The organism is Brevundimonas lutea (genome assembly GCF_003704105.1).
In the GTDB taxonomy this organism is placed as follows: Bacteria; Pseudomonadota; Alphaproteobacteria; order Caulobacterales; family Caulobacteraceae; genus Brevundimonas; species Brevundimonas lutea.
On the sequence record NZ_QUOQ01000005.1, the window covers coordinates 94093 to 118425 of the forward strand.

Genomic DNA, 24333 nt, shown 5'->3' on the forward strand with positions numbered 1-24333 from the left:
CCGGGATATTTGTGATGGGCTTCCGTTGCTAAGAGGTTAAGGGTCGCGGCCCCCAGAAGGTCTGTGACGGGGACAGATCCAGAACCCGGCCTTGCTCAACGATTGGTCTGCCGCGCCATGTGAGCGTCAAGGCGCCGCCCTCGAATGTCCCGACAGGAGCGCTGCCATCCGGCGTCAGATCGACGATTGTGGCCAATTCCATCTGGTCGGCGGTCACCGCCAGCGCCAGGGCGTCATTGGGGGTTCGGTGGTGGTAGCCGCCCGCCATCCATCCCTGGATCTTCGGAATCTCCTGCCCGCGATAGCGACGTCGTTCCGACGGCTGGTCCACGGCATAGGTCACTGTCCCCCCCGGAAAGCGCCATCCGTCTTCGGTGGGAGCGGCTTCCAGGTCTGGGGCCAGGTGCAGCCAGGCCGTCATCTGGGCGCGCTCGGGCCTGGCGACTTTGTCGATGAGGACAAGCCATTCGCCCGGTCGGTACAGGAAGCGCCGGTGATGGCTGACGCCGAATTCAGGTCGCTCGAAGCCCCCCTCAACCACCCACCCCCACTGCGCGGTCCTCAGCTCATGCACGGCGGACCCGACGGGCCGACTGGCGCGCACTCCGTTGTCCAGGCGCTCCGGTATGAGATCGACCGAGTTATGGGCCGCGGCGCTGTCGGTGAAATCGCGCCACGCCTTCCGGGAGTAGCTGTATTTGCCGCTGTCGACGACAATCAGCCGTCCGCGTTCGAACAACTCGAACGAAAGGTCGTCAGCATGCTTGTGAACGTTGGAGTGATGGCCTCCCGTGACCAGCAACATCGACGAACTGGGCGCCGGCGTCGCGGCGGTCGTGCGGATGATGGCGTACCCTGCCTTGTCGTAAAGCTGTCCCATCACCCCCGGAGGTCGCGGCCACCACTTGGCGGGGGTTTTGACCGGCGAGGAATCGCCGATCCGCGACAGAAGGCCATCGGGAAACACGAACCATCTCAGGCTGTAGCGCGCTCGGTCTATGACATCGGTCACGTGGCCCATGGATTCGTACCAGCCGCTGTGCCGGAGACGCTCCAGTGTTTTCAGCACGAAGTGCTGATAGCCAGGCGAGTGTTCGAGGTGGACGCCCTCCGGGCTGAACTGTCGATCGAGAAGGTCATCGAAAACGCCCTCGATATAGGCTTCGCCTCCCTCGGCCTCCGGCGCGTCGGTCAAGGTCTTGATCAGCGCCATGGCGCCGTGAACCTGGAACAGGCCGTGGTTGGAATCGCCGATGAAGGTTCGATCGCGCAGACGGGCCAGATGACGTCGCGCCAGCAGGATCAGCGCGTCCCGGCGTTTCCCGCCGACTTGCTCCTCGAGGCCCGGCTGCGAGATCAGATAGGCCAGCTTCGCCGCCCGCAGCCCGGAGCCCATGTCATTCCAGAGCTCCGGGTCATTGGCATGGGTCGCTTCGAAGGATGCCCAGTCGAGCATCAAGTCGGCCAGGGGCTGCAGCCAGATGTCATCGCGCGTGGTCGAATGCGCGGTCACCAGGACGTCCAGAGGTCGCCAGGCATTGAGCTGGAAACGCCAGTTTCGATCATCGAACGGGTCGGCCAGCCAGCTTATCGGCGTCTTTAGAGACCAGAGTTCGTGTTCCGGCCTGGGCGCCCACCCGTCGGCCAAGGTCGCCGACGCCTTGGCGGCGGGATCGCGGAACGCCCCGCACAAGGCTTGTCGGTGGGTGAGGATCAGGGTCGCGCCCCCGCCATCGCGGCCAGAAGCGCCGCCAGTCGTGGGCGCGCTTCTGGCCGTCGCCTCAATCTCCGTCAACTGCTATTCCAGCCGCATGACCTCGTCGCTCGCCACCCTGAACATGTCGCCTTCGTCTCCGACCGCGCTCGAAGCGCGGCTCGCCATCGCGCGGGCTCACGCGGGGTGGGCCCAGGCTGTCGCCGCTGGCGAGCGCACAGACGCCGCCCGCTGGGTTGTTCAGGTCGCGGGATTGTCGGCGAGCGACACAGCGGCGTCGTCGCAGTTGTTGGCGATGCGCCTGTGGGCGATTGAGGCCAAGCTGCGATCCGGCGATCCTGCGGGTGCGGAACAGGACCTCCACCGGCATGAACGAGACCACGGCGCCACGCACCAAAGCCGTCTCCTCAAGGCTCAGCTGAATTATTTCCGCGGGGATTTCGAAGCGGCGGCGCAAGCATGCGCCGACGCGATCATCCTGCTTCCGCCCGCTAAGACGCCCGGCAAGGCCTACAGCCAGATCGTCCGCTTCCATGCCGAGTGTTTATGTCTCGCGGAGCGCCACGACGAAGCAAGGGTTCTGTTGCATCACGCCTTTGCTCACAAGTCCGTCTGGACGACCGAAGACATCAAGGCGCTCCGCCGAACCGTCACCGATGAACGGTCCCTGGCGGAATTTCACGCTTTCCTCGCGTCCTATTTCGCCTTTCCCGGAATTCGCTCGCGCGCGGCCCTGTATCATTTCTCCATGGCGTGCCGCGACCTCGGGCTCTACGAGCGAGCCGAGCTGGCGATCCGGCAGAGGTTCCTTTCCGCGTCCGCAATGGAGGCGTTCGGAGCCCGTCCAGCCAGTCTTGGGCCGAAGCCCCAGTGGGTGCAGGACGCTCGCCAGACCCTCACGGATCTCAAGGCCTCGATGGCCGCCGCCGAAGCCGAGATGTTCCTCATTTCCGGCACCCTGCTGGGAGCTGTTCGTGAAGGCGACATCCTTGGCCACGACAAGGACATCGACGTTGGGGTCATGGACGCCCCGGGGCTCGACAAGCGGCGGGTCGAAGAGGCGCTGGGAAGCAGCGGGCGTTTCTCGGTCAAACCCTATCAGAACCCCGCGCTGTTGCGTGTTCAGCATGCCTCCGGCGTCATGGTCGATGTCTTCTGGCACCGGGAAGAGGGCGGGCTGATCGTCCACGAGGGCATGAAGTCGAAATGGTGGAATACGCCCTTCTCGCTCGCCGATTTTCAGTTCTTGGGCGACACACACAGAATTCCCGCGAATTTTGGACGGTACCTTGGCGAAAATTACGGAGATTGGGAGCGCCCGGACACCGAATTCGAGACATTCGTCGACACGCCCAACATGGTTGTGACCAGCGAAGGCGAGATCGTTTGGTATTTCTATTGCAAGCTGTTCGACTACTACCTGCAGGGCCGTGTTGCTCAATTTGGTAAGGTGGCGGCGGCGCTGAAGCGACTGAGGCCTGGCGACCATGCCGTTCAAGTGATCGCCGATCGGGCGCTGTCCGGCCTTCGTCACGGGGCGGAGTCGGACGATGACAACCTTCCTCCGATCGGCTTCGAGGCGTTGGGCGAGGGTCTGGGGGCGATCGAGGACGACGGCGGCGACGCGGCGCTTGTGCAGCCGATGGAGGCGATCCGCGCGCAACAGGAGCAATCCGAGGTGGATACGTGACGGTTGCGTTGCGCTAATCCGAAAAAACTGTAACGGCGAGGCTTTCGCGGCGCGTCACCCCGCGATGTTCGGCCGCTCCGGAACGTAGATCATGCGCAAGGTCATCACCTACGGAACTTTCGACCTGTTCCATATGGGCCATCTTCGGCTGCTGGAGAGGCTCAGGGATATGGGAGACCACCTGACGGTTGCGGTCTCCAGCGATGCCTTCAATGCCGGCAAAGGAAAGTCGGCCACCGTCTGCTACGAGGAGCGCGCTCATATCCTCCGGGCGCTCCGCTGCGTGGATGACGTCATTGCCGAAGATGCTTGGGAGCAGAAGGCGGACGACATCCGACGGCTGGGCATTCATGTCTTCGGCATGGGCAGTGACTGGGATGGCAAGTTCGACGACCTCAAGGCCTTGTGCGAGGTCGTGTACCTTCCCCGCACCGAAGGCATCAGCACCAGCCTGATCAAGGAATCCATCGTCTCGCCCACGCCGGTTCGCGTCGCCGCGAGCCGTTGAGGCGATCGTGAGAGGACTGTTTCCCGAATCTGGGTGGTTCGCGCCCGATGATGCGACGCGCGCCCTGCGGCTTGCGCTGGTCAAGCGACGGAGCCGCGTCGCCGCCCTTGAGGCTGGAGGCCTGAAGGATCCGGTAACCCTGTCTCGCTTGGGCTTGCACGCGTCTGCGGCGACGGGCTTCGACCGGGCGCCTCGGTTGGCGCGCCGTTGGGCCGCAGAGGCTGTCACGAGCTATTTCGCCGCCGGTCGCCCCGCCGACGCCCGCGCGACGGCCGAGTCGGTCATCGCGCGTCCCGGTCAGGCGCGCCTCGCCCTGGCTCTGGCGGCTATCGATGCCGAGCTGGGCTCCAGGGTCGCACAGGCCGACACCGGAAAGGCTGTCGCCGTTCCGAGGGCCGGAGGCGAAGCGCAGAACTGCGAGCGCCGCCTGGCGGCAGGTGACCGCTCCGCCAGCGCGTGGTCCGATCTCTTCCAGTCTCGAGGGATGTCGAGCGTCACGGGTCGCGGCGGCGCCGAAATCGTCCTGGAAACCGCCCAGGCCTCGGGGCAGGCGGTGCGGAATGGCGAACCGGTCAGCGTGATCATGCCCGTCTGGAACACGGCGGACCATGTCGGCGCCGCCGTTCGCTCAGTCCTTGACCAGGGCTGGCGCAACCTGGAACTGATCCTGGTGGACGACGCTTCGACCGACGGTTCGATCGAGGTTGCAAGGCAGGCGGCCGACGGCGACCCGCGCCTTCAGGTTCTGCGACAAAGCTCGCGACGGGGCCCCTATGTTGCTCGCAACCGCGCCCTGACCGCAGCGACGGGGCGCTGGATCGCCTTTCATGACGCCGACGAGTGGGCCCACCCCGACAGGCTGCGCGTGCAGATCGGACAGATGACGTCGCGGGGTCTCGTCGCTTCGGCGGGGCGCAGCGTTCGGATCGACTCCGCGGGGCGGCCGCGCGCCCGCGGCGTCTGGCCCCTGGTTCGATTTGCGCCTTCCACAATGATGATCGATCGGAAAAGGGTCCTCGACCGCGCTGGCCTGATGCATGAGGTGACGAGCGGAGCGGACAACGAGTATTGGTGGCGCATGACGCTCCTGTTCGGGCCGCGCAGGGTTGCCCTTCTGCCGCACCTTTTAATTCTCGGAGCCTGGCGTGACGGGTCCCAGACCGTGTCCGCACAGGAGGGCTACGGCGCCGGCGGCGTGAACCTTTCCAGGCTGGCCTACTGGGAAGGCTGGAACCGATGGCATCTGTCCTGCCGTCGCCGGCCCGGCGCGCTGAAGCTGGCCGCAAACGCAAAACCTTTCGCGGTTCCTCCCGAACTGGAGGTTCCAGCAGCGCGAGGCCCGACATGAGAGTCGCCGTCGTCGTCGGCACTCGGCCGGAAGCCATCAAGATGGCGCCGGTGGTGAAGGCCTTGAAAGCCGCGCCGCGTATCAAGGTCGTAGTATGGTCGAGCGGCCAGCATCGCGAGATGCTCGATCAGGTGTTCGACCTGTTCGATTTGAGCGCGGATCGCGAACTGGGGGTCATGACCTCCGATCAGGGGCTCAGCGCGGCCTTTTCCGCCGTCCTTCAGGGAACAGCGCGCCTGATCGCAGAAGACCGGCCCGACTGGCTGCTGGTGCACGGCGACACGTCGACTGCCGGTGCGGCTGCGATCGCGGCATTCCACGGAAAGGTCAGGATCGGACACGTCGAAGCCGGACTTCGCAGCCATCGGATGGACGCGCCCTGGCCCGAGGAGTTCAATCGCCGCCTGGTCGACATGGTGGCTGATCTTCATTTCGCCCCCACCAAGTCCGCACGTCAGAACCTCCTCACTGAAGGGGTCGCCGATCGCTCGATCCTCGTGACCGGCAACACAGTCATTGACGCGCTTCTGGCGACCCGAGCGCGACTGGAGGCGTCGCCGGCGCGTTGTGAGGCATTGGATGCCGCGGGCCCTGCCCTGGACCCGGACCTGCCGATCGTCCTGGTCACCGGTCATCGACGGGAGAACTTCGGCGACGGGTTCCGCCAGATCTGCGAGGCGCTGGCGCGCCTGGATGACACCGGCCAGGTCCAGATCGTCTATCCCGTACATCTGAATCCGAATGTGCAGGAACCGGTCAAGGCCTTGCTTTCGCATCGATCGCGGGTTCACCTCATCGCGCCGGTGGACTATGAGGCCTTCGTCCGGCTGATGATGCGGGCGCGGGTTGTGTTGACCGATTCGGGCGGCGTTCAGGAGGAAGCGCCCAGTTTCGGCAAGCCGGTCCTCGTCATGCGCGAGGTGACGGAACGACCGGAAGCGGTCGAGGCGGGGGCGGCCAGATTGGTCGGGTCCAGTCCCGACGCTATCGTGGGGGGCGTAATGGCGGCGCTGGGTTCGGGGTGGCCTCGAATCTCGCGCAATCCATACGGCGACGGCCAGGCCGCACGCCGGATCGTGGAAGGACTGACGGCTTGCCCCTGACGTTGTATGCGGAATTTCAGCCCCGGCCGGCGGAGCGCCAGACCCTGTGCATCGTCGGCCTCGGCTATATCGGCCTGCCGACGGGCGCCGCCTTGGCTGACGCCGATTACAACGTCATCGGGGTCGACATCGACCCCGCCATCGTCGAGTCGGTGAACGCCGGGAAGGTTCACATCATCGAGCCGGGGCTGGAGCCGCTGGTCGCGCGCGTCGTGCGCGACGGCGCCTTTCGCGCCCAGACCACCATCCCTGAGGCGGACGTCTATCTGATCACCGTGCCGACGCCGGTCGTCGCGGAGTCCAACCGCCCGGATCTCAGCCACGTGTTCGCCGCGGCCCGAGCCGTCGCCGAGGCCGTCAGGCCTGGAGCCTTGGTGGTGCTGGAATCCACGTCGCCGGTCGGGGCCACGCGGCGTATGATCGACATCATGGCCTCCGCGCGACCGGAGCTCCGCTTCCCGCAACCCGGCGCCGACGACGAGGCCGTGGATGTCGATATCGCCTATTCGCCGGAGCGGGTGATCCCGGGAAAGACCCTGAACGAGCTTGCGTCGAATGCGCGCATCGTCGGCGGCGCGACTCCCCGCGCTGCGCGGCGCGCAGCGGCCGTTTATCGCGCCCTGACCCAGGGCGAACTCCTCCTGACCGACGATCGCTCGGCCGAATTCGTGAAACTGACCGAGAACGCGTTCCGCGACGTCAATATCGCCTTCGCCAATGAGCTGTCTCTCATTTGCGATCGCATGGGACTGAACGTGTGGGACGTCATTCAGCTGGCCAATCGCCATCCCCGCGTCGAGATCCTGAAGCCCGGTGCCGGCGTCGGGGGGCACTGCATCGCGGTTGATCCCTGGTTCATCGTCGATCAGGCTCCGGAGGAGGCCAAGCTGATCCGCGCGGCGCGCGAGGTGAACGACCACAAGCCCGCCTGGCTGACCGACAAGGTGTCGGCGATGCTCGAGCTGGACCCCGAGGCGCGTCTCGGGTGCCTGGGCCTGACCTTCAAGGCGGACGTGGACGATTTCAGGGAGAGCCCAGCCCTAGAGATCGCCCTGCGCCTGAGCCGTCGCTTCCCGGGGCGCGTGGTGTGCGCCGAGCCGTTCGCCGAAGCCCTCAAGGCGCCGCCCGAGATTCAGGTGGTCAGCCTGGAAGAGGCGCTGGTCCAGCCCATCGTGGCGGCCCTGGTGCCACATAGCGCGTTTCGGCAAGTGGACCGACCGGCGGGCGTACTGGTGGATGCCTGCGGACTGTGGCAGTAGGACGCGTCTAGTCACGCAGGCGGGCCTTCGTTGGCGCAGCAAACACCTCATCCCGACAGCGATATCGAAATGGACGCTCCGTCGTTGGCCGAGGCTGCGCCCGGAGAGTCGGTCCTGCCTGACGCCTCGCCCGAGGCCGTGGCGCGGCTGGCCGCGGAGGCTGCGCATCTGCGGTTGAAGGTGATGTCGCTGGCCGCCGAGAACGAGCGACTCCGCGACACCGTCTCCTATCAGCTGGGCAATCTGATCGTGCATGCGCGCACGTGGCGGGGGTTTTGTGAACTTCCGGGCGGATTGCTGAAGCTGCGCCAGCATTCGCTGGCCTTGCGCGGGCGGCGAAACAAGGCGGCGGAATTCGACGCCCAGGCGGCTGAGCGGATTTCGCGCCTCAGCGCCCGCGCGCTTGATATGTCCATCGACGAAATCACCAAGGCGGCGCTCCGGGAATGCCGCACGCCGGCCCTGACGGCGCGCCTGCTCGCCGATCTCGCCGCAGCTGTTCAGTCTATGGATTTTGCGAAAAGCCTGGGTCTGGCCCGGCGCGCTCTGGAGATCGAGCCTACGCCGCGGCGCAAGGTCTGGCTGGCCGGCTTTCTTTACGATGTCGGCATGATCGAGGAGCCGTTGCGTCTGCTGGACGACGCGGCCACCGGCGTTGGCGGGATCAGCGCGGCGGCGCAGCGGCGCCACCACCTGCTCAAGTCTCTCTCGCGGGTGCGCAGGCAGGGCTTGTCCGTTGCGCCGCGCAAGGCCTATCGCACGCCGGTCGATCGCTCCCTGATGTATGTGGCGGCGAGCTCCTTCCCCCATCACATCACGGGGTACGCCGCGCGGACTCATTCGCTGGTCAAGGCGATCGGTCGATCGGGATGGCGGGTCGAGACCGTGACCCGGCCCGGCTATCCGGCCGACCGCAATGACAGCCAGGCCATGACAGGGCGCGAGGCCTCGTTCGAAACCGACGGCGTGGTCTACACGCGGCTGGCCGGTCCGCCGTCGAACACCACGCCTTATGACGAATATGTCGAGGCGGCCTCGCGATCGCTGTTCGGACACATCGAGAAATGCCGGCCGGCCCTGGTCCACGCCGCGTCGAACTATGTGAACGCCGCGCCGGCCCTGGCGGCCGCGCGACGGGCGGGGCTGCCGTTCCTCTATGAGGTTCGAGGCCTGTGGGAGCTGACCAACGCCGCGCGCGCGCCGCATTGGGAAGGCTCCGAGCGATTCGAGCTGCAGCGCCAGCAGGAGACGTTCGTCGCCCAGGAGGCGGATGCGGTCGTCGCCATTTCGGAGGGCCTGCGTCGCGAACTCGTTTCGCGCGGCGTCGATGAACGCAAGATCGCGGTCGTTCCGAACAGCGTCGATCCGCAGGTCTTCAGCCCGCGCCCCAAGGATGAGCGGCTGCAGACGTCTCTGGGGCTCGGTGACAGAAGGGTTTTGGGCTTCCTCGGCTCGATGACCGGCTACGAGGGACTGGTCGATCTGGTCAGCGCGCTGTCGCGGCTGCGCAAGGACGGGCTTGACGTCTGCGCCCTGCTGGTCGGCGACGGGCCGGCGTTCCGGGAGGTCCGCGAGGCGGCGCGCGAACAGGGCGTCGAGGAGCATCTGATCATGCCCGGGCGCGTGCCTCACGCCGACGCGCCGCGCTGGTACTCGGTGATGGACATCGCCGTCTATCCGCGTCGCCCGGCGAGGGTGACCGAACTGGTTCCGCCGCTTAAGCCGCTGGAGGCCATGGCCATGGAGCTGCCGGTTGTGGCGTCGAACGTCTCGGCCATTTCGGAGACGGTCATCCACGGTTCGAACGGCTTCCTGTTCGACAAGGGTGATCTTGACGGTCTGATCCAGGTGCTGGGCGGCGTGCTCGATCAGCCCGATGAATCCCGGGCTATCGGCCGCGCGGCGCGCGCCGATGTGGAGCGACGCTTTACCTGGACTCGCGCAGCCGAGAACCTTGGGCTCGTGTACGGCCAGAATGCCCAGTTCACCTGAGGTGGAAGCGGCGGCCCGCAACGAGCCGACGCGACGCGTAAGGCCTCGACCTTATCTGCCGTTGACCACGCCCGCCCGCTACGATCAGCTGATCAGGCTGGGGTGGCGGCTGGGATCAGCCCCGGCGGTCCCTATGGACGAGCCGATCGACTGGGAGGAGCCCGAGGCCGAGCGGCGATCGTGGTTCTACCATCTCCAGGCGCTGGATCCGATCGAACCGGCGTTGGCTCAGTGGTCCGCCATCGGCGACCTCGAAGCCCTGGAGCTGGCGGTGTCCGTCGCCCTGGACTGGGCGGGAGCGCATGCCGACCGGAAAGATCCGGCGCAATGGCCCCGGGTCTGGTACGACATGGCCACGGGCCTGCGGGCGTATCGCCTGTCCTACCTCCTGGAGGAGGCGCGCCGGGCCAACCTCATTGATGGCGAGGATGAGGATCGGCTGCTCAGATTGCTTCAGCGGCACCTCGAGCTGCTGGTCGATGAGGCGCGGTTCACGGCCCATTCCAATCATGGCTTCTTTCAGTCGGCCGGCCTGTTGGCCCTGTGTCGCCGCGTCCTGCGCGCACAGGATCAGGATGCGGGCGTGGCTCTGGCGACCGCCCGGCTGCGCACCATCCTCGACACCCATTTCGCGCCGGATGGCGTGCATAAGGAGCACTCGCCCGACTACCACCTGGCGGTTCTTGAAGGCTTCAAGGCGCTCATTCGCGCCGAGCTGCTCAAGGACGACGCGATGTTTGAGGGCATCGCCCGCGCGGAGCGGGCTCTGTCCTGGTTCGTCAAGCCGGACGGCCGGCTGGTCAACTTCGGCGACAGCGATAACCGGCTGTTGCCGCCCGCCATTCTGGAGGACCTGCGGCCGCTGAAATCGGGAATGCGCGCGTTCGCCGACGGCGGCTATGCGGTGGTTCGGGCGGGGGGCGATCGCGGCCCGACCTATCTGGCCCAGACCCTCTGCTTCCACTCGCGAACCCACAAGCAGGCCGACGATCTCAGCCTGGTCTGGACCGATCGCGGTCGCGACATCCTGATCGACGCGGGGCGTTACGCCTACGGCGCCAAGAGCGAGCCGGGATCCGAGCTGTGGAAGAAGGGCTACTGGTACACCGATCCCATCCGCGTCTTCATGGAATCGGCCGCGGCCCACAACACCATCGAGATCGACGGCGAGAGCCACGATCGCCGTCGCCAAAAGCATGGATCGGCGCTTCGGGCAGCGGGCGATCTCGGCGGGGTCCGTTATGTGTTGGGCGCCGTTCAGCATGGGCCTGTGACCCATTCCCGGCTGCTGCTCCTGGCCCCTGGGCAATGGCTCTGCATCGTCGATGGTCTGAGGTCGACGGCGGCGACCACGCACCGTTACCGCCAGTGGCTGCATCTCGCGCCCCAGTGGTCGGTGACCGCCGCCGATGACGGCTTCCTGGCCGAGGTCGAGGGCGCGGGCGACCAGCTCCGGATCCTGCCGCTGACGTCCGGACGCCGCGATGGACCGATCCTGGGCCGCGGTGATCCCAAGCGCCAAGGGTGGTGGTCGCCGGCCGCCAACAAGCTGGAGCCCGCGCCGGCGATCGCCATCTCCAAGAGGGCGCGCTCGACGGCCTTTGTCACCCTGCTCGCCTTCGACGACCAGGGCGCCTCTGGCGCGGCGCGCATGAATCCCGACCTTCATGGCCAGATCACGCTCGATATTGGCCGAAAGCGCATTAGGATCACCCGCGACCGCGACGATATCGAGATCGCCTTTCGGAGCCGCAGCGCGTGACAACCGCCCGTCGTCGTCCTCTAGAGCCGAACCTCAGCTGGCCGCCCGGCGGGGTGGGGCGTCAGTTCCGGGTCGCGGTGCGCAATGAAGAGACCGGCGAAAAGCGCACCATCTACGACGGCACACGGCCCGGCTGCCGGCTGCCGGCTGATTTCCGCCTCTCACCCGACCAGCTGTCCTACCGCGTGGAATCGCGTCTGGCCGACGACAGCTACGCGCCCTTCCGTCGACACATCGAATTCACCGGCATCGATCGTATCGGCGACGATTTCGAGACCGATGCGCCTGATCTTCTGACGGCGGAGGCGCATCCGCGCGCCACCGCCTATCGTCTGGTGGTCCGCGATCGGGAGAACCGGGACGACCGCTTCGCCGATTTCCAGCGCGCCGATCCGCGCTTCCTCCTGCCGCCCGGCCGCCTGGAGGGGCGCTCCGCCGAATACGCCATCCTGCCCCGGGTCGATGACCGGTGGGTCGGTAGCCGGTGGAGGCCGGTCACAGAGGCCATGGTCGCCGCGGCCCAGGCCCGATCCGAGCGACTGATCGAGCTGCCGCGAGAGCCCAGTCCGCGCGACCATCCCAATGACGCCAAGGCGCCTCCCGGATGGGCGCGGTCCGCCACCCCCCCGGCGGCCCGACTGGCGACCCTCGTGGCGATCGACGCCACCCTGGCGCCCCTTCTCGCCGACGCGCCCGACGCCGACCGTCTGACCGCTGAGCAGTGGCTCGATGCGAAGGGCGCAGGCCTCGTCTCCCTGGTCGCTGACCGCCTGGCGTCCGCGGGCCTAAGCGGCGTGTTCTTCCTCGATGTGGAGGCGGCCGCCGTGTTCGGCGTGGAAGCGGCGTCGCGCCTCGCCAAGAGACTGGAATCGCAGGGCCACGGCGTTGAACTGCTGCACGATCCTCAGCCTTGGCGGATCGCCGGAGAGATCGACGAGGCGGAAGCGCCCGACGCCGCCGTGGCGCGTTCCGTAAAGCGCTTTGTCGAGATCGTCGGCCGCCGCCCTCGTCTGGCGCGGCTCGGTGGCGCGGAGGCCACCTGGCCTGTTCTGGAGGCTTTCGCGCGCGAAGGATTGGCGGGCCTCGTGGTGCGTCCGGGACAGACAAGCTCGCTGCCGCGCTGGATGCAGGGCCGGGTCCGCCCCTTCGCGGCCGTCGACGGCCTGGCCGTGCTGCCGGTCAGCACGGTGCTGTCGACGCCGGCCCATGCCCGCGATCGCGTCGTGCGCCACGAGCTGACGGCGACGGACGCCCTGGTGGCCGCAACCGCCCAGGCGATCGTCGAGGCGCAGCCGCCCACTCGCCCGGGAGCCGCGAGCGGTGAGCTGGTGATCGCCTATATCGACCCCCTCTCTCTCCTGGCCGTGCAGCGGACGGTGAATCCCAAGGCGGCGGAGGTCTGGAACGCGGCCGTGCGCCGGCAGGCGGACTGGACGCGCGCCGGTTGGATGCGCGGCGATGACGGCTACGATTTCGCCAGTGGGATCAGCGAGGTGGCGGTGGACATCCTCGACAACATGATCGTGGGCCTTGCGCGCGGCGGCGCGGCGACGCTCGATCCGACATCGGGTCTCGATCGTGACGGCCTTACCGCCTGGATCGATGACGGGCGAGCCTGGGATCTCGTTGTTGAACAGCGGCGCGGGCCGAGGCGGATGCGCCGCTCCGCCGTCAGGCGTTACGACAACGCCTTCCGCCAGGCTCTGGCCACGAGGCCGGCATGACCCGCGCGGCCCGAGCCAAGACCGACAACCGCGCCAAGATCGACCTGGCCTGCCTACGGGGCTTGGCGGCGCTCGGCGCCCCCCGGGATGCCCGCAGCCGTCTGATCGTTCAGGCGCCGGGGGCGTTCCTGACAGAGGCCGTGGAGGAGGTTCTGGGGTCCTCCGAGACCCGGACCGCTTCCTTCGATCGACACGGAGTGCGCGACCCCGACCTTACTTCGGGTCATGATCTGATTGTGACCAGCGGTGTGCTCGGGGCGGGGACGATCGCGGACACGGCGCGGCGGCTCGGCGCCTTCGTGGAGGCCTTGGCTCCAGGAGGCTGCCTGGCGGCGGCGATCGAGACCTATGCGGCGGCAGGGGCAAACGGAGCGGAGGAGGTTGTCCTGTTCCCGGACCTAGGCGCGCTGGGTTTACTCGGGCCCGATGTCGAAGTGCGGACGCCTCTGCCGCCGGCCGCATGGCTGGCGCTGCTGTCGTCGGCGGGGCTCAAGGTGAAGGCCACCGCGGGATACGCCGAGGAACCTCTGGCCGACGAAGTTCTGGATCGCCACGCCCCCCGTCTGGCCGCCTTCGATGGCCGCGAGATCGCCACGGGCCGCCTTCTGGTGGTGGCCGAGAAGCCGGGGGCGCCGACGTGAAGCTGAACCGCAAGGCAGAGCGTCTGGTGACCCTGGCGCGGGAGACCGTCTTTCCGCCCCGCTATGAGCTGCACCCAGAAGAGGATGCGGCGCAGGAGCGTGCCGTAGCCGTCTGGCGCGACCTGTTCCAGCCCTTCGGCCCGCTGGTCGAGGACGCCGACATTCTGGAGGTGGGTTGCGCCGACGGTCGCCTGGCCTCCCGCCTGGTCACCCACGGCGCGGCGCGGTCCGCAACGGGCGTCGAGCCCGGTTTCGACTTCGGCCCGTACGATACCCTGGAAGGGCGCCTGACCCTGTCCTCCGATCTGGCCGTGCTCGACACGCTCGACGATGGCGTCTTCGATCTGGTTCTGGCGCGCGATGTCGACACCGCGCTTCCGCTGGACGGGCTGGAACGCCGGCTCGGCCGCATCTACGAGCTGCTGAGGCCGGGGGGCGAAGCGGTGCTGCGGGTCGGATGTTTCGCGCCGGGAGGGCGGCTTGGCGAGGGCCCTGGCTATGGTCTGATGACGCCCACCGCCTGGGCCGCAGTCGTCATGCGCGCCGGCTTTGAAATCATCGACAGCGCCCAGGTTTGGCGAGACGACCGAAACCAGTCGGCCGTGGATATCATCCTGCCGGACGCAAGTCCGACCGAGCGCGCTTGCGCCGAAATGCGCCTTCACCTCGTTCGACCTTGGGAAAGCTGGGAGCTGGCCGCCCTCACCGCCCGACGGTCGAAGCGTCGCCGGTGACGAGCGGCCCAAACATGGTGAACCGGCGTTAGGCTTTCTTAACTCGAACACGGCAGGGTTGGCCTCGATGGCCTGACCATCCCGAGAGCCGTTCAGCCGCATGTTCGCCAAGAGACAATCCGCCCTCGCCGCCACCGCCGGCGCTCCGCCCGCGCCGCGTGGGAAGCCCTCGTTCGCGCGTCTGGGGCAGCAGCTGAAGAAGCCGCCTGTCGCCGTCGCCGCCGCCGGCCTGGCGATGCTGGGCGCCGTGGCCCTGTTTATCACCGTCCTGGGCGACCCCCGCGCCGGAGCGCCCGAGCGCACCGTGGCGCTGAAGCGCCCCGCCGCCGCCGCGCCCGCCGCCGTCCCGACGGGCATGGAGGCCTTCACCGTCGACAGCCTCGGCCTGTATCAGGATCTGTCCGCCGGCGGGATTGATCCCGCAACCGGCCTGCCCATGGTTGCCGGCGCCGTGGCCTTGGGCGGCGATCAGGGCGCGGCCGGCGGCATCGCCGTCAGCGCACCGCGTCTCAGCCCCTCCGCGCCGTTGCCTGCGGCCCCGATCGCGGGCCTGGCCCAGCCCGGACCCGACGGCGTCCTGCCGGTCATCGCGCCCGACGGCCGCACCCCGGCCCAGGCCTACGCCCGGCCCTATCGTCCGAACGGCCAGCCCCGCGTGGCGCTGGTGGTCGGCGGTCTCGGCCTGAATGCGGTCACCACCCGCGCCGCCATCGAGCGCCTGCCCGCCGAGGTGACCCTCAGCTTCGTGCCCTATGCCGAAGGCTTGCAGGGCTGGATCGACCTGGCCCGCGCCCACGGCCACGAAGTGCTGCTGGAAATGCCGATGGAGCCGGCCGGATATCCCGACAACGACCCTGGCCCCCAGACCTTGCTGGCCCGAGACAGCGCCCAGGACATGCAGCAGAAGATGCAGTGGCTGCTGGGCCGCGCCACTGGATACTTCGGCGTCACCAACTATCTGGGCGACCGGTTCGTCGCGTCCGATTCCGCCATGAACGCTTTTACGAGCCAGCTGCGTCAGCGCGGTCTGGCCTTCGTCGACGACGGCTCGGCCCGACGCCGTGGCGGCGCTTGGTCCCGAACCAGCGCGCACCTCATCGTCGACGAGACCCAGACCCCGGCGGCCATCGTCGCCCAGCTGAATGCGCTCGAGGCGGCGGCCAAGTCGTCGGGTCAGGCGCTGGGAACCGGCTTCAGCTATCCGGTGACGGTCGAGGCCGCCGCCCGCTGGAGCGCCGGCCTGTCGGCGCGTGGCGTGCAGCTGGCCCCCGCTTCGGCCCTGACCACGCGCGCCGGCCGCTAGAACACGCGACAATAGCGCCGGTGTGATGGACCCGGGCGAGACGTGGTTCGTTGTCGCCTCGGCCGCGACCCGAGCGGCGAGCTCATGTGTTGTTTGTCGTGTCCGTTCCGAGCGCCCTGACCCCCGAAGCCCGGTCCCTGTTCGATCGTTTCGACCCCCTCCTCGCGTCGGCCTCCCTCTCCCCTCGCGACGAGGAGGACCTGCTGGGCCTTGCCCGCGTCTTCGATCTGGAGACGGATCAGCCGCCCGTCGAGGTCTGGCGTCGTTTGCGCTCGCTGATCGAACGCCAATCGGATTTCGCGGACCTTCCGGTCACGACCTGTCCCGAGATGAGGGTCATGGTGGTCGAGGACGATCCTGTCATGGGGGCCGACCTCGCCGGCCTGCTGACTGACGCCGGCCATGCGGTGGTTGGGCCCTTCACCACCGCCGAGGCGGCCTGGTTGGCGCTGTCCATGGACGCGGCCGTCGACGCCCTGCTGCTCGATATAAATCTCGCCGGGATCGAGACCGGGGTCGATCTGGCCGCGCGGGTTACGGCGCGCGGCGGTCCGCCGATCGTCTTCCTGTCCGGCGACGTCACCCTTGGCGCCCGGCATGCGGAACTGGCGCGCCGGATCGTGTTCAAGCCCTGGCGAGAGGGTGAGGTCCTGGAGGCCCTGTCCGCTGCGGTCAATCCTGCGAATCTTGCGGCCTAGCGGGGTCCCACAGTCGCCTGTCGCGGGGACGGATCCGTCTCGCCTGCAAAGGCCGGCAGCCGCGGCGCAACGGGCGCGAACGGCACAGTATCCGACGATCCCGACAAAATGGCTCGGAGTTGGGCGTAATCGATATCCTGAACGGCGCACCCGCCGCTTTTCAGGGCGAGAGCGGACGCCGCACCGATGGCTTGACCCAGGCCCATGAGGGTCGGCTCCATCCGTATGGCGCCGAAGGCCTCGTGCGTGGCGGACACGCAGAAGCCGACCATCAAATTCGCGACGTCTCGCCTCGACGGAAGCACCACGTCCCACGGCACGCTGAACCGGCCGCCATCGATTGACGCCTCGAAGTTTCCTTCATTCCACAGCCGCCAGCGCGCGCCGCGGCGCACGGCCAGCCTCTGCACATGATGCGAGTCCCGGCGGTAGGCGCCATTGGCCACCGGCCGGTCAGACTTCTCGCCACGCGGCGCCAGGTCGGCGGCGCGGCAAACCCAGTCCGACACCATCCTTCGGCTTTCCCGTACATAGAGTTGGTAGGGCCAGTGCGGCTCGTCCCTGGAGTTGGGCTTGCGGAAGTGGAGGCGATCCAGGCCGAACCGGCGGATGTCCTCCCGAAGCTCCGCAGGGACCCGGTCGTCGGCGTGGTGCTGAAGCGCATAGAAATAGCCGCGGATGTGCTGCTCATGTCGCTTCCAGATCGTTTCGCGCTCCCGATAGGTGGCGTCCGGATACGCATGAGACCCCCCGATCAGATCGAGAGAAAAGGCTCCTCGATTGTTCACGTCCCACACGCGCGATCCCAAAAACTTGGTCAGCAGGAAGTGGCTTCGCAATGAGTAGTCGACCCCGTAGCGAGCTCCCGAGCGCGTCAGACTGGCCAGCCACCGAAACAGGAGTTCGTAATCCCCTGGGCTGAAGCCGGCAGGCGTGTCTGATGGAAGATCGACGCGTCGATCCGGATCGGTCGTCATAATCATGCGGAAGCAATAGGCCTGAACCCTATCGTCCCCGCTCCCGACTCTCTGACGGGTCTCGTAAACCACCCCCGGCAAGAGGCCGCTCGACGGGTCCCCTCGAACGACAAAGGGGTCAACACGTCCGGCGGCGAAGCTCCAGTTGTGGTTCCGCCCGCGTGCGTCGGTCGACAGGCCTCGGTAGCCGTTCAGCGGGTTCTGCTGGTCGGCTGGCTCCCGACCAACAGCGTAGGTCACTCCAGCGAGCGCCATGAGGTCGCCTTCGTATCCGCAGTCCGCGAAGTAACGCCCGCGAACGACGCGTCCGTCGGCCAGTCTCAGGGCCGTGAGACGATCGCCGGTGCGCTCGACTCCCACGACGCCGTCGGACCACACGACGGGAATGGCGGCCTCGCGCACCATGTCCTCGAAAACCTGCTCGGCGAACCGCGGCTGGAACTTGACGCTGCCGGCGTCTCGTACTTCCTGCTCAGCGATGCGCGCCAACACCGTGCGCCCCAGGCCGGTGACGCTGTCCAGACCGTGGAGGTCCGTCCCGCCCAGTCCACCACTCATCATCCCGCCGAGATGTCGCTCTCGCCAGCCACCTACGATGATGGCGGTCAAGCCCTGGCGCCTGGCCTCGTACGCCCCAGCGATGCCGCCTGGCGTCGCACCGTAGAACACGACGTCGAATTCCAAAGCGTCTTCGCTCCTGCATTCCTTGATGCGCCATGGCGGTAGAAGAGCTCTAGCGCCTGACAACCCTCGCGTCTTCAGTCCAGGGCGCAAATGTCGGGCAGGCCGCGCAGGGCGCCGGCCGAATCCAGGCCGTAGCCGACCAGATATCGCGCCGGAGCCTCCCATCCGACGAAGTCCGGCTGGATCGCGCGGGGCTCGGGCCAAGGCTTGCGGGCGAAGACGGCGGTCAGCACGCGGTCCGCTCCAGCCTCCCTCGCGAGCCGCGCCGCTTCGGAAAGACTCAGGCCGGTGTCGAACACGTCGTCGAGGACCAGCACGGTGCGGCCCTTCATGGGGCGCTGGAACGGCGCACGCACCTCGACGCGCCCCTTCGACGTTTCGCCGTCGCCATAGGACGCCAGCCACAGGGCGTCGAAGCGCACGTGCCGCCCGATCCGCGCCAAGGCTCGCGTCAGATCGGCGGCGAACCACAGACCGCCGGTCAGCAGACAGACCGCCACCGTCTCATCGTCGATGGCGGGGGCGATGGCGGCGGCCATGTCGGCGACGCGAGCGGCCACCTCGGTCTCGGGAAGCAGGACGGTGCGAGGGCTGTCGACGGGAGAGGCCATCGCCGCTGCTAGCCCCTAGTGCGTTGCGCTGTCGAGGCCTTCACTGGTCGCGCCGCTGATCGGCACGGCGTCGACGGGCGTCAATTCCGACGCGACCCCTTCGCTGGAGGGGCCGGGCCCGAGGTCGAGCGAGCCGCGAAGGGCCGACGGTGGGGGCGGCGTCACGGCCTCGGCCAATCGCGTCTCGCCCGTGTCCGCCGGCGCCGCCGCTTCCTGCGCGGGTGCTTCGGCGTCGGTCTCCGACCGAGGGGTCGGGCGGGGGGCGACGCGCGCGAGTTCGGCGAAGGCGAAGCCGACATCGGCGGCGCGCGAGCCTGGGTCCGGGATCAGCACGGCGAAGCCGGCCACGGAGCCCGGGCGGATCGAGCGCGCCGGGATCGGCGTCACCCGGTGGCGAATTTCCGCCCCGTCGGCGTCGAGCAGGGCGACGCGGACCGGCGGCGGAGTGATCGATCGGTCACGGATGTTGCGCACCGCGCCCGACACCAGAACCATGTCGGGGTTGCTGGGCGCGGGTCTCGCCGTGGTCGCCTCGAACTCAAGCCCCACGGGGTTCACCGGCATACCGACGGCGGCATAGGCGGCGGCCGCGCGGGGATACAGGGTGACCACATCGACCCGGAACAGCCAGGCGGCCCCGATCAGGGCCACGAAAACGCCGGCTATCCCGGCCCAGACCGCGCCGGCCACCGCCGCGCGGCGGAAGCGCCGCTGCTGCTCGACCCGGGTGCGATAGGCGCGCGGCAGCTCGGGCGCGCTCAGGGCCTCGGCCTCGGATGTCTCCTCGCGCTTTCCGAAGCCGGCGGCCGGGGTTGAGGGGACTGGCGCGGCGTCGGCCGGCGTCAGCTCCAGCGGCTCCTCCGACTGGGCGCGCCAGATGTGCCCGCAGGACTTGCAGCGCACCTTTCGCCCTTCAGGACCGATCGCGGCGTCGGCCACGAAATAGCTGGTGGCGCAGTCCGGGCAGGTCAGTATCATGGGCGTCCGCGAAGGGCCGGCGGACCGGACCTCCCTCCCCATGGCCGCGCGCCCTTCAGACGCGTGTCCCGACTGTCGACCATCGAATGCCCTCTTTCACCCCGCGCCCCGATCGGGACGCCCGAGACACCACCGAGCCCGGGCACGCCCGGCCCGACCGAGCCGAGGTCGTGGCCCTGGAGGGGGTCGACGTCGGCTACGGCGGCGGACCGCCGGTGCTTCGGGGCCTCGACCTTAGACTGCTTCGCGGTTCTTTCCACTTCCTAACGGGGGCCTCGGGCGCGGGAAAATCGACCCTCCTGAAACTGATCGAACTGTCGCTGCGACCAGGCGCAGGTCGGGTGCGTCTGTTCGGCGACGAAGTGACCGCAATCGGGCGTTCGGCCATCCCCGCCTATCGCCGCCGCATGGGCGTGGTGTTTCAGGATTTCCGCCTGCTGGATCATCTCGACGCCTTCGACAATGCCGCCCTGCCGCTGCGCCTGGCGGGGCGAAAGCCGGCCGACTATGCCGCCGATGTCGACGAGATGCTGGCCTGGGTCGGTCTGGGCCGTCGCGCCGACGCCCTGCCGCCCGCTCTCTCGGGCGGCGAGAAGCAGCGACTGGCCATCGCCCGGGCCGTGATCGGCCGGCCGGAACTGATCCTGGCCGACGAGCCCACCGGCAATGTCGATGCGCGTATGGCCGAGCGACTGCTGACCCTGTTTCAGTCGCTCAACCGGCTGGGCGCGACCGTGCTGATCGCCAGCCACGACGAGGACCTGGCTCAGGCCTCGGGCGCGGGGGTGCTGCATCTGGCGGATGGTCGCATTATCGAGGCGGGCGCGTGAGCCGCTCCGTCAGACGAACCTCTGGTCCGTTGGTGCCGCGCGACGTGGGCGGGGAGCGCCAGTTGGCGGCGGTGGTCGCGGTCCTGTGCTTCATCGCCTGCTTGGCCGCCGTCGCCGCCTCGGCCGCCGATCGCGCCGCCCACGGCTGGGCTGGACGGCTGAGGTCCGAGGCGACCGTGCAGGTTCGACCCGGGATCGATGAGACCGGCGCCGTCGCGGCCGCCCGGGCCGCCGAGACCCTGGCCGGGGTCGCGGGGGTGGATGAGGCCCAGGCCCTGGCGCGCGACGAAGCCGAGGCGCTGTTGCGCCCGTGGCTGGGCGAGGCGGTGTTGGGGGACATCGCCCTGCCGCATCTGGTCACCGTTCGCCTCGACCCCGTGCGGCCGGCGTCGCCTGAGGCGCTGTCGCGGGCCCTGGCCGAAGCCGGGCTGGACGCTGCCGTCGATGACCATGGCCTGTGGCGGCGTGAGGTCGAGCGGGCGGCGTTGCTGGTGTCGGGCCTGGCGGTCGGGGTTTTCCTCCTGTCGGCGGTGGCGGCCGCAACGGCCGTGGCCTACGCCACCCGCGCGGGCATGGCGGCCCGGCGTCAGATCATCGATATTCTCAGCCTGAACGGCGCTACGGATCGACGCATCGCCTGGCTGTTTCAGCGACGCTTCGCCGTGTTGGCGGCCATCGCCGGCGCCGCGGGCGCGATCGGCGCCGCGCTGGTGCTCGCCGTCTTCCGTTTCGGCGGAGGCGACCAGGGCTTCGGCGCGGTCCTGCCTTTGGCATGGAGTGATCTGCTGATCCTCTCGCCATGTCCGCTGCTGGCCGCTACGGTCGCGGTTCTGGCCGCCCGGGGGGCGGCGCTGAGGAGCCTGGGCCAGCGGCCATGAAGTTCGTCACGGCTGTGGTCATCGCCGCCCTGGTGTGGCTGGTCGGCTTGTTCGCCTTCGCCGACCGTGTGCGGGGGCTGACGCCGCCCGACGAGCCGGCGCGCGCCGACGGCGTGGTGGCCCTGACCGGCCCCTCGTCCGAGCGCCTGTATGCAGCCATGCGCCTGATGGAGCAGGACAAAGGCGACCGGCTGCTGGTGTCCGGCGTGAATCCCGACGTGCGGCGCGAGGAGCTGCGCGCCCTGCTGCCGGGATCGAACCGGCTATACGATTGCTGCGTCGATCTGGGCTTTGATGCCCAGGACACGATGGGTAACGCCCAGGAGATCGCCGCCTGGAGCCGCGCCAAGGGCTTCGACAGCCTGATCGTGGTCACGTCCGACTATCATCTGCCGCGCAGTCTGCTGGAAATTCGCGGCGCCGACCGCTCGCTGCGGCTCTACGGCTACGCCGTCTCCACGCCCCAACTCGACACCGCCCGCTGGTGGCGCGAGGAGGCCAGCGGGCGACGCATGATGCTGGAATACAACAAATATCTGGCGGTGCTCGTGCGTGAGGGGGTCCTGCGCCTGATCGGCGATCGGGGAACGCAGGATGAACGCGCCGCGCCGGCCGAAACCGTGGCCGAGGTGACCTCTTGACCGCGCTTCGCTCGGCGCTGTTCAGCGCTTGGCTCTATGGATCGATGGCCCTGTTCGCGGTGCTGCTGTCTCCAGCCTTGCTGATGTCTCACAATGCGGCCATGTCGGTGATCCGCTGGTGGGCCAGTTGCGTGTTGCTCGGCTTGCGCTGGATCGTCGGAGCGCGCGTGGAGGTGCGGGGGCTGGACCATCGTCCCACGGGGGCGGCTCTGGTCGCGGCCAAGCACCAGGGCATGCTGGACATCGTCGCTCCCTTCACCTTCCTGCCGGACCCATGCTTCGTGATGAAGAAGGAGCTGATGGGTCTGCCCTTCATCGGCTGGTTCGCGCGTAAGACCAAGATGATCCCGGTGGATCGCTCCGCACACGCGGCGGCGCTGAGGGATATGGCGACCCAAGCCCGGGCGCGGCTGGCGGAGGGTCGACAGATCGTCATCTTCCCCGAAGGCACCCGCACCCGGCCCGGTGAGCCCGGCGTCTACAAGCCCGGCGTCGCCGCCATCTATCGGGACCTGGGCGAGAGCTGCACGCCAATGGCCGTTTACAGCGGTGGGGTCTGGCCCGCCTCAGGCCTCACCCGGCGTGCAGGGACGGCCGTGTTCGAATTCCTCCCGCCCATTCCGGCCGGGCTGAAGCGGATCGACTTCATGCGCGAGGTCGAGGCGCGGATCGAGGCCGGTTCGACGGCGCTGCTGCCTCCCCACTCATGACTCCCACCCCGTCGCCCCTGATCGTTTGCGGCTTTGGCCGATCAGGCACGCGCAGCTGCGCCAGCTATCTTGCCAATTCGAACGCCGTGGAGCTGCAGGGCGAGATTCCTCAAGACATCGTCGGCCAGACGATGGACTGGCTTGCCGCGGCCAAGGCGGCCGGCGCGGGAGATGGCCGGCATTACGTTCTGGCCCGCGACGCCTACCGTAATGTGGGCAAGGCTCGTCCGATCAATCGCCCCGCCGCCCGCTGGTTTGGACACAAGACCCCCCACCACGAGCGCTGGTTCGATGCCAATGAGCGGCTGTTCGACGATCCCGAGCGCCGCCCGCGCTACGTCTATTGCCTGCGCAATCCGGAGGCGGTGTGGCGGTCCTATCGCGCCATGCCTTGGAACGGCTTTCGCGATGTCCGCGCCTTCCTCAAGTCCTGGGCCCGCTCCGTCGAGACATTCGAGGCCATGCGGCGGGCGGCCCCGGATCGCGTCCTGCTGTTCAACCTCGACGCCATGCTGATCGCGACCGATGCGGAGACCCATGTTCGCGCGGCGCTGTTTGATCCGCTCGATCTCTCATCTGAGTCTTTTCGTCAGCCGTTCGACGCCTTGGGCAACCGCAATTCCGCCGAGGCCAAGTTCGGCGCTCCGCCGGCGGCGCTGCCCGACCGCGACCGCGACCGCATCCGCCGCGATCCGCGTGTGGCGCGGATTGCGGCGAACTACTTCCCGTCGATGATCAGGTGAAACGAACCTCGGCCTTGCCGCCGAGATCGGGCGTGTCATGGGTGGCGTTGGCCTTGGCGATCTCCCAGGCGAACTTCACCGGCCCGGCCTTGGACACCCAGACCTCGGCGTCATCGAGCGACAGGCGCAGCAGGGTCAGGCGCGGATCGTCCTTGCCGTCCGGATACCAGGCGGCGACCACCGGGTTCCAGTATCGGTCCATCCGTTCGCGATCGAACTGCTCTTGCAGCCGTCCGCCCAGACAGGCGTAGACGTCGTCGGTGACCAGACAGAACATGGCGGTGTGGCCGGCGCCGACATCCTTGACCAGATCGGTGTCGCGATAGGTGAAGAACCACAGCTCACGGCTGTCCGGCTCCGCATAGGCGGTCATCGGCTGCATGTGGCGCGGCGCGCCGCCCGACACGCCCAGCATGCCGATCTTTTCGTCTTTCAGCGCTTTCCAAAGCGCCTTTTCGGCCTTGTCGGAATCGAGGGTGTCGGACATGGGCGGCTCCTGGCTCGGCTTACGGGATGTAGAGAGCTCAACCCGCTCGCCCCCCACGCTGTTCCGAAGGTCACCGGCGCGCCATCACCTCGGGCCCCGTCGTCGCCCCGGCCAGGTTCAACAGGTGCACGAGCAGAAAGATGGCCGCCACCACCGACAGCAGCATCAGGAAGCGCCAGGGCATCATCCGGGGACCCCGATGCACGTCCAGCGGCCGCGCTCCGCGCCAGGCGGAAAACAGGCCCAGGCAGGCGACGAGGGCGAGGGCGATCAGAGTGGCGGTCAGGCTCATGGCCCGGCCGAGGTGGCGCGCCCAAG

23 protein-coding genes are annotated in these 24333 nt (G+C 68.2%); 17 read left to right on the forward strand and 6 right to left on the reverse strand.

Going from position 1 to position 24333, the window contains the following annotated elements; genetic code table 11:
• Nucleotides 1–28 precede the first annotated feature (28 nt).
• Nucleotides 29–1456, reverse strand: coding sequence for a heparinase II/III family protein (locus EES48_RS10300; RefSeq protein WP_240623315.1), 1428 nt, complete (start codon nt 1454–1456; stop codon nt 29–31).
• A gap of 301 nt (nt 1457–1757) precedes the next feature.
• Between EES48_RS10300 and EES48_RS10305 the strand changes: the two genes are divergently transcribed.
• From EES48_RS10305 to EES48_RS10355, 12 genes are all read left to right on the forward strand, one after another.
• Nucleotides 1758–3404: a hypothetical protein gene (locus tag EES48_RS10305; protein WP_122466452.1), complete on the forward strand. Its 1647-nt coding sequence runs from the start codon at nt 1758–1760 to the stop codon at nt 3402–3404.
• Between the two features lie 91 nt (nt 3405–3495).
• Nucleotides 3496–3912: an adenylyltransferase/cytidyltransferase family protein gene (locus EES48_RS10310; protein WP_122466454.1), complete on the forward strand. Its 417-nt coding sequence runs from the start codon at nt 3496–3498 to the stop codon at nt 3910–3912.
• A gap of 196 nt (nt 3913–4108) precedes the next feature.
• Nucleotides 4109–5260, forward strand: a complete 1152-nt coding sequence (locus EES48_RS10315; protein ID WP_122466457.1) for a glycosyltransferase family 2 protein — start codon at nt 4109–4111, stop codon at nt 5258–5260.
• Complete coding sequence (gene wecB, locus EES48_RS10320; protein WP_276309608.1) at nt 5149–6363, forward strand: non-hydrolyzing UDP-N-acetylglucosamine 2-epimerase; 1215 nt, start codon at nt 5149–5151, stop codon at nt 6361–6363. Before EES48_RS10315 ends, wecB begins: the two co-directional genes overlap by 112 nt.
• Complete coding sequence (gene wecC, locus EES48_RS10325; protein ID WP_276309609.1) at nt 6354–7622, forward strand: UDP-N-acetyl-D-mannosamine dehydrogenase; 1269 nt, start codon at nt 6354–6356, stop codon at nt 7620–7622. The genes wecB and wecC overlap by 10 nt, the downstream gene beginning before the upstream one ends.
• 69 nt (nt 7623–7691) lie before the next feature.
• Nucleotides 7692–9614 (forward strand): glycosyltransferase, encoded by a 1923-nt coding sequence (locus tag EES48_RS10330; RefSeq protein ID WP_122466460.1) that lies wholly within the window; start codon nt 7692–7694, stop codon nt 9612–9614.
• A gap of 61 nt (nt 9615–9675) precedes the next feature.
• Nucleotides 9676–11376, forward strand: a complete 1701-nt coding sequence (locus EES48_RS10335; RefSeq protein WP_162998115.1) for a heparinase II/III domain-containing protein — start codon at nt 9676–9678, stop codon at nt 11374–11376.
• Nucleotides 11373–13100: a hypothetical protein gene (locus EES48_RS10340; protein ID WP_162998116.1), complete on the forward strand. Its 1728-nt coding sequence runs from the start codon at nt 11373–11375 to the stop codon at nt 13098–13100. Before EES48_RS10335 ends, EES48_RS10340 begins: the two co-directional genes overlap by 4 nt.
• Nucleotides 13097–13741, forward strand: coding sequence for a hypothetical protein (locus EES48_RS14875; RefSeq protein WP_162998117.1), 645 nt, complete (start codon nt 13097–13099; stop codon nt 13739–13741). Before EES48_RS10340 ends, EES48_RS14875 begins: the two co-directional genes overlap by 4 nt.
• On the forward strand, nt 13738–14475 hold the full coding sequence (locus EES48_RS10345; RefSeq protein ID WP_162998118.1) for a methyltransferase domain-containing protein: 738 nt from the start codon (nt 13738–13740) through the stop codon (nt 14473–14475). Before EES48_RS14875 ends, EES48_RS10345 begins: the two co-directional genes overlap by 4 nt.
• A 100-nt stretch (nt 14476–14575) precedes the next feature.
• Complete coding sequence (locus tag EES48_RS10350) at nt 14576–15778, forward strand: divergent polysaccharide deacetylase family protein (RefSeq protein ID WP_122466470.1); 1203 nt, start codon at nt 14576–14578, stop codon at nt 15776–15778.
• A 98-nt stretch (nt 15779–15876) separates the two neighbouring features.
• On the forward strand, nt 15877–16476 hold the full coding sequence (locus tag EES48_RS10355) for a response regulator (RefSeq protein WP_162998119.1): 600 nt from the start codon (nt 15877–15879) through the stop codon (nt 16474–16476).
• On the opposite strand, the gene EES48_RS10360 is transcribed toward EES48_RS10355, so the two are convergent.
• Genes EES48_RS10360 through EES48_RS10370 form a run of 3 tightly spaced genes read right to left on the reverse strand, consistent with a single transcriptional unit; the run spans nt 16473 to nt 19726 of the window.
• Entirely contained in the window at nt 16473–18302 is a 1830-nt protein-coding gene (locus EES48_RS10360; RefSeq protein ID WP_122466476.1) for an FAD-dependent oxidoreductase, read from the reverse strand. The two genes, EES48_RS10355 and EES48_RS10360, sit on opposite strands and share 4 nt — an antisense overlap.
• Nucleotides 18212–18748, reverse strand: a complete 537-nt coding sequence (locus EES48_RS10365) for a phosphoribosyltransferase (protein WP_122466479.1) — start codon at nt 18746–18748, stop codon at nt 18212–18214. The genes EES48_RS10360 and EES48_RS10365 overlap by 91 nt, the downstream gene beginning before the upstream one ends.
• Nucleotides 18749–18763: 15 nt before the next feature.
• Nucleotides 18764–19726, reverse strand: coding sequence for an MJ0042-type zinc finger domain-containing protein (locus tag EES48_RS10370; protein ID WP_122466482.1), 963 nt, complete (start codon nt 19724–19726; stop codon nt 18764–18766).
• Nucleotides 19727–19812: 86 nt separating this feature from the next.
• Here EES48_RS10370 and EES48_RS10375 point away from each other — a divergent pair, with 86 nt between their 5' ends.
• From EES48_RS10375 to EES48_RS10395, 5 genes are read left to right on the forward strand one after another with little or no spacing between them, the layout of a single operon-like run.
• Nucleotides 19813–20556 carry a cell division ATP-binding protein FtsE gene (locus EES48_RS10375; RefSeq protein WP_122466484.1) on the forward strand — a complete coding sequence of 248 codons (744 nt, stop codon included), beginning with the start codon at nt 19813–19815 and terminating at the stop codon, nt 20554–20556.
• Between the two features lie 32 nt (nt 20557–20588).
• Nucleotides 20589–21434 (forward strand): cell division protein FtsX, encoded by an 846-nt coding sequence (locus EES48_RS10380; RefSeq protein ID WP_240623316.1) that lies wholly within the window; start codon nt 20589–20591, stop codon nt 21432–21434.
• Nucleotides 21431–22075 carry a YdcF family protein gene (locus EES48_RS10385; protein ID WP_122466489.1) on the forward strand — a complete coding sequence of 215 codons (645 nt, stop codon included), beginning with the start codon at nt 21431–21433 and terminating at the stop codon, nt 22073–22075. Before EES48_RS10380 ends, EES48_RS10385 begins: the two co-directional genes overlap by 4 nt.
• Nucleotides 22072–22785, forward strand: coding sequence for a lysophospholipid acyltransferase family protein (locus tag EES48_RS10390; RefSeq protein ID WP_122466491.1), 714 nt, complete (start codon nt 22072–22074; stop codon nt 22783–22785). The genes EES48_RS10385 and EES48_RS10390 overlap by 4 nt, the downstream gene beginning before the upstream one ends.
• The gene (locus EES48_RS10395; protein ID WP_122466494.1) at nt 22782–23528 is read left to right on the forward strand and encodes a sulfotransferase; all 747 of its coding nucleotides are present in this window, start codon (nt 22782–22784) and stop codon (nt 23526–23528) included. The genes EES48_RS10390 and EES48_RS10395 overlap by 4 nt, the downstream gene beginning before the upstream one ends.
• On the opposite strand, the gene EES48_RS10400 is transcribed toward EES48_RS10395, so the two are convergent.
• Nucleotides 23521–24015 carry a pyridoxamine 5'-phosphate oxidase family protein gene (locus EES48_RS10400; RefSeq protein WP_122466496.1) on the reverse strand — a complete coding sequence of 165 codons (495 nt, stop codon included), beginning with the start codon at nt 24013–24015 and terminating at the stop codon, nt 23521–23523. The genes EES48_RS10395 and EES48_RS10400 overlap by 8 nt on opposite strands.
• A 70-nt stretch (nt 24016–24085) precedes the next feature.
• Entirely contained in the window at nt 24086–24307 is a 222-nt protein-coding gene (locus EES48_RS10405; RefSeq protein WP_122466499.1) for a hypothetical protein, read from the reverse strand.
• Nucleotides 24308–24333 lie beyond the last annotated feature (26 nt).